Genomic DNA, 5,144 nt, shown 5'->3' with positions numbered 1-5,144 from the left:
ACCATCGGCTGGCGGGAGACCTGCTTCGCGTGGGCGGCGGCGCACATCGTGATCGGGCTGCCGTTGAATCTGGTGCTGCCTCGCGCGGAACGAGCCGCCGCTACGCTGGGGCCGACGGTCAAACCGCACATCCGGATCGACCGGACCATGGTATTGCTGTCGTTCGCCTTCGCCGCAGCCTGGACCGTGACGTCGGCCATGGCGGCGCATCTGCCGCGCATCGTCGAGGCGTTCGGTGCGACGCCGGCACAGGCAGTCTTCGCCGGCATGATGATCGGCCCCGCCCAGGTCGCCGCCCGCGTCTTGGAAGCGAGCCTCCTGGGACGCTTCCATCCGCTGGTCTCGACCCGTCTAGCCTGCATCACCCATCCGATCGGCGCCTGCGTGATCGGTATCTTCGGCGGCGGAGCCGCAGCGGCCTTCGCCCTGCTGCACGGCGCCGGCAACGGCATCCTCACCATCGCGCGCGGCACGCTGCCGCTCGCCATCTTCGGGCCGGAGAACTACGCCTACCGGCTAGGGCTCATCGGGGCTCCCTCGCGGATCGCGCAGGCGCTGGCGCCGCTCGCGTTCGGATTGCTGATCGGACCTCTCGGCGAGGGGGTCGTGATAGTGTCGTCCGGCCTCAGCCTTTCGGCACTGGTGGCATTGATGCTGCTGAGTGCGGGGAAGAGCAAGGTTGCGGCCGCCGCGGAGTAGGTCCGTCCTTGCTTGCTGCAACGATCTTTGAAGTCCTTCTGCTTGGTCAGATATCCTCGCGCAGCCCCTTGAAAAACGGATGCCGCACCTTCCCTTCGGCCGACTTGGCCCGGTACTCGATCTCGGCAAGCAACTTCGGCTCGACCCAGACGCCCTTGTGGGCGATTTGCTTGGCGTAGGGCTGCGTCTTGCGGACGAGAGGCTCTAGCCGCCTCCGGAGCTCGGCGGTTGAGACCTTGTCGAAGCCGTGGTCGACCTTGCCCGCGTAGACGAGATCGGCGCCCTTGCGTCGGCCGACGTAGAGGCCGTCCCATTTGGAGCCGTCGAGCGCGAAGCCCGCGATGGTTAGAGTCTCGCGCTGCGCGCAGGTTTTCTTCACCCAGTTGTTGCCGCGCCCGCTGGCGTAGCTGCTGTCGCAGACCTTGGACACCACGCCCTCCAGCCCCAGCTTGCAGGCGTGCGCGAACATCTCTTGGCCCTCGATTTCGAAGCTCTCGCTGAATTGAACATCGGTCCCGGCGATGATCTTCTTGAGCTCTGCCTTCCGCTGATGAAGCGGAAGCTTCCGCAGGTCGCGTCCATTCAGGTAGAGCAGGTCGAAGGCGACCAGCACGATTCGTTTCGAACTCCCCCTCAACTCGTTCTGCAGCACGGAGAAGTCGGTGGTGCCGTCGGCGGCGGGCACGACGATTTCGCCGTCGACGACCGCGGAGCTCGCCTTGATATGCCAGGCGTCGTGAGCGGCCTTCTTGAATCGGTTGGTCCAGTCGTGACCGCGCCGGGTGAAGACCTTGACAGCCTCGTTGTGCAGATGGACCTGGACGCGGTAGCCGTCGAACTTGATTTCGTGAATCCATCGGGATCCGGACGGCACCCTCTCGATCGAGGATGCCAGGGCCGGCTCCACGAAATCCGGGAAAGGCGCCTTGATTCCGATATCGGCAGGCTTCCTACGCGCAAACGCCACGAACGAACTCCACGCAACAAACGTGACTCAAGGTGGTACGCTCGGAATCGTTCCGGAACCAGTGAATCCTTGTGACGTTGCTTCGGCATCGTTCAACGAAGGAGCCGACCATGGCAAAGGCAACGAAGAAGAAAACCACCCGAGGACGCAATCAGGACCGGGCCCGCGTCGCCGGCGGTCAGAAGTACGAAGTCGGCTACGAAGCCAAGAAGACCGGCCGCTCGGCGTCCGCCGTCAAGAAAGCGGTCAAGAAGGTCGGCAATGGGCGCAAGAAGGTCGAGAAGCGCTTGGCTCGCTGACGTCCACTGCGCCGACGTACCCCTGCATCGCAGTCGGCCCGGGCTCAGATTCGGCTCGAAAAGCGGGTGAAGGCGGTGAGCGTCTCGAGCCGCGGCTCGACGTCGCGCAGGTAGATCTCCGCCTTCAGGAACGCGAGTTCGTCGTCGACGGCGGACTCGCCGACATCGACGTACCAAGACTTCGGCCGGCCGTCGCTGCCGTCGGACCAGCGATAGCCCCGTTTCTTCAAAGAATCCTTCAACTCGAACGGCGATTGCTCCGCCCAGATCCGGACCGTCTTCCGGCGTGCCGTATCGAGGAGGAGCGCGAGCGCCGGCGCGCCCGTCGTCGGTAGGACGAAGTCCAAGATCTCCAGCAGCGCGTGGCAATCGTCGACGGCCCTGTGCGCCTGGTGGAGAGGCCCGCCCCGTTGAGCAGGTATCCGAGCTGGCTCCCCGCAAAACCGTGCGCTCGCCAATTGACCTCGGTCATGCTGCAGCCCCAGGCCACCCGCTCGAAGATCGGCCAGTATCTCTCGGAAAACTTCCTGTCGAAGCCGGCGTTGTGCGCGATCGCGATCACTGCGCCGTCGACGAAGGCCGCGACGGCGGCCTCGTCTAGCTTGTGGCCGGCTACCATTTCGTCGGTGATGCCCGTGATCGCGACTACTTCGGGCGGGATCGGACTCGAGGGCTCGTTGAAGGCCGAGAAGACGTCTCTGACGCCGACGATGCGGCCGTCCGGCAAGTAGTCGAACTTGACCATGCCGAGCTCGATGATCTCGTCGCGGGCGTTGGTCGAGGCCGGTCGTCTCGGTGTCCAGCAGGATAGCCGTCCTGACCTCCGGTCCGGGTGTCGCGGGGCGGACCGGGCGCGGGACCAGGCGGCGCAGCACCCTGTAGTCCCCGGAYCGCGCGAGCGCCTCGGCCATCGCGGCCAGGTCCAGAAAATGCTCGTCTCTGAGGGGCTGGGTCAGCGCGTCCATTGGTCCACAATACCGGCCAAAACCTGCACGAGGTACCAGGAAAACAAGCGATTCACGACGTTTTCGGACCTGCTCGGGCGCGCTGCGGACGACTGGCCGATTTTCCTGTTGACCGGCTCGGCGCATGTCGGAACCGCTCGGCCCCGTTCGTCTTGAGTCCAGGTACCCTATTTGGAGTTCCGCGTTCATGGCCCCCCGCGCCAACTGGAAAGGCTTTCTTCGCCTGTCGCTCGTCACCTGCCCGGTGGCGCTCTACCCGGCGACCTCGGAGAGCGAAAAGATCTCCTTCAACCAGCTCAACCGGGCGACCGGCCACCGCATCAAGTACCTGAAGGTCGACGCCGACACCGGCGACGAGGTCCCGAACGAGGACATCGTGAAGGGCTACAAGGTCGATACCGACACGTTCATCGAGGTCACCAAGGAAGAGCTCGAGAACGTCGCCCTGGAATCGACCCGGACCATCGAGATCGACGAGTTCGTCGACCGCAGCGAGATCGACCCGCGCTACCTGATCCGGCCCTACTACCTGTGTCCGGACGGCAAAGTTGGGCACGACGCGTTCGCGGTGATCCGCGAGACCATCCGGGAGATGGACAAGGTCGCGATTGGGCGGGTCGTGCTGACCAACCGCGAGCACATCATCGCGCTCGAGCCGCTGGAAAAGGGGCTGATGGGTACGCTGCTGCGCTACCCTTACGAAGTCCGCGACCCCAAGGAGTATTTCGACGAGATCAAGGACGTGAAAGTCACCAAGGACATGCTCGACCTAGCCCGGCACATCGTCGAGCAGAAGGCCGGCAACTTCGAACCCGACAAGTTCGAGGACCAGTACGAAACGGCGCTCGTCGATCTCATCAACCAGAAGCGCGCCGGCARGCCGATCGTGCCGAAGGATCGGCCCAAGGGCGAGAACGTCGTCGACCTGATGGACGCGTTGCGCAAGAGCGTCGGCGGTGCTGCGGCCGAGAGCAAGGCTCCCAAGAAGGGGGCAAAGAAGCCGCGCAAGGCGGCGGCTGGCCAAAAGGAAATGCTGATGCCGATCGCCGGCAAAAAGCCGGCGAAGGAGGCCGCCGCGAAGAAGCCGGCCACGGGGGCGCGGCGGAAGTCGGCGTGAAGTACCCGGTGACCCCGGACGGACGGTACTTCGTCGTCCGCGGTCGCCCCTGGCGAATGGCCAATCCGGATCTGGAAGATGATGAACGCGCCAGGCTGGTGAGCCGGCTGATGACAGCGCGGCGGGCCGTCCGTCAGGCCAAAGCGAACGCAGACGCCGCGGTGGAAGCCACCGCGCACCGTGCAGTCGATCGTGCAAAGCGGGCATTGGGCGAGCGTGGTCCGGTCTGGTGGAAGGACGGCGCGCCTGATCTGAACCGACACATGGCGAAGAACACGCCCTACGCCGCATGGTATGCCGAGATTTCACGGTCGCGCAGGTGACGTCGGATGCCCCGGAAACTGAAGACCTATCAGACCTCGCTCGGATTCTACGATCTCGCGATCGCCGCCCCCTCCATGAAGGCGGCGCTGGAGGCGTGGGGCGCGGGCAGCAACCTCTTCCATCAGGGGCACGCCAAGGAAGCCGACGATCCGGACGTGGTCGCCGCAACGATGGCGAAGCCTGGCGTCGTGCTGAGGCGGGCAGCCGGATCTAACGGGCCGTTCGCGGAGCATGCGGATTTACCCGACCTGGACGATGAAGGAGCCAAGCCGAAGAAGAGCCGTCGTCCGGAGCCAAAACGGCGGCCCAGTTCCAAGATAAGCGTGGAGGACTCGCGCAAAGCCGCTGCTGCATTCGAGCGCGAGCAGAAGCTCCGGGACGCGGAGCGCCGAAAGGAAGACGCGGCGAAGGAGAAGGAGCGCGCCCGGCGGGAGAAGCTCGTCGCGAAAGCCCAGGCGACGCTGGACGCCGCTGAAAGGAATCATCAGGAGAAGGCCCAGTCCCTAGATGCCGAACGGTCCGCGATCGAGAAGCGGATCGAAACCGAGGACACGCGATGGGCGGGGGAGCGGGAAAAGCTGAAGGACGCGCTGCGCCGCGCCAAGGAGTAAGCCGACAGGATTCGAGGCTGGAAATAGCTCGCTGCGCATGCCGCCGCGCCAAACGCTGACGGGACGACCCGGAAAGCGAAGCTCGACTTCGCTCCGCTCTCCCGATTTTCCTTATTTGCCTTCCGGGACCCAGGTGGTGCTGGCTCCCCGCTGCGTCAATGC

The 5,144-nt window shown here is 64.8% G+C and carries 6 protein-coding genes and 1 pseudogene; 5 read left to right on the top strand and 2 right to left on the bottom strand.

Annotation, left to right across the window (positions count from 1 at the left end; all coding sequences use genetic code 11):
- On the top strand, positions 1 to 699 hold a 699-nt coding region (locus AC1D00_RS25735; protein WP_477012585.1), incomplete at its 5' end, for an MFS transporter.
- Between the two features lie 46 nt (positions 700 to 745).
- On the opposite strand, the gene ligD is transcribed toward AC1D00_RS25735, so the two are convergent.
- Entirely contained in the window at positions 746 to 1,666 is a 921-nt protein-coding gene (gene ligD / locus AC1D00_RS25730) for a non-homologous end-joining DNA ligase (protein ID WP_477012584.1), read from the bottom strand.
- Between the two features lie 110 nt (positions 1,667 to 1,776).
- On the opposite strand from ligD, the gene AC1D00_RS25725 reads away from it, so the two are divergent.
- Complete coding sequence (locus tag AC1D00_RS25725; RefSeq protein ID WP_477012583.1) at positions 1,777 to 1,965, top strand: DUF3606 domain-containing protein; 189 nt, start codon at positions 1,777 to 1,779, stop codon at positions 1,963 to 1,965.
- A gap of 44 nt (positions 1,966 to 2,009) precedes the next feature.
- Here AC1D00_RS25725 and AC1D00_RS25720 read toward each other — a convergent pair.
- Positions 2,010 to 2,876: pseudogene (locus AC1D00_RS25720) on the bottom strand (3'-5' exonuclease).
- Positions 2,877 to 3,117: 241 nt separating this feature from the next.
- Here AC1D00_RS25720 and ku point away from each other — a divergent pair.
- The 3 genes from ku to AC1D00_RS25705 are packed head-to-tail and all read left to right on the top strand — an operon-like array spanning position 3,118 to position 4,982.
- Positions 3,118 to 4,047 (top strand): non-homologous end joining protein Ku, encoded by a 930-nt coding sequence (gene ku / locus AC1D00_RS25715; protein ID WP_477012582.1) that lies wholly within the window; start codon positions 3,118 to 3,120, stop codon positions 4,045 to 4,047.
- Positions 4,044 to 4,370 carry a hypothetical protein gene (locus AC1D00_RS25710; RefSeq protein WP_477012581.1) on the top strand — a complete coding sequence of 109 codons (327 nt, stop codon included), beginning with the start codon at positions 4,044 to 4,046 and terminating at the stop codon, positions 4,368 to 4,370. Before ku ends, AC1D00_RS25710 begins: the two co-directional genes overlap by 4 nt.
- 6 nt (positions 4,371 to 4,376) lie before the next feature.
- Positions 4,377 to 4,982 carry a cell envelope biogenesis protein TolA gene (locus AC1D00_RS25705; RefSeq protein ID WP_477012580.1) on the top strand — a complete coding sequence of 202 codons (606 nt, stop codon included), beginning with the start codon at positions 4,377 to 4,379 and terminating at the stop codon, positions 4,980 to 4,982.
- Positions 4,983 to 5,144: the final 162 nt, after the last annotated feature.

The organism is Bradyrhizobium sp. P2_E8, from assembly GCF_056403875.1.
This window is presented reverse-complemented; position numbering and strand designations above follow the sequence as displayed.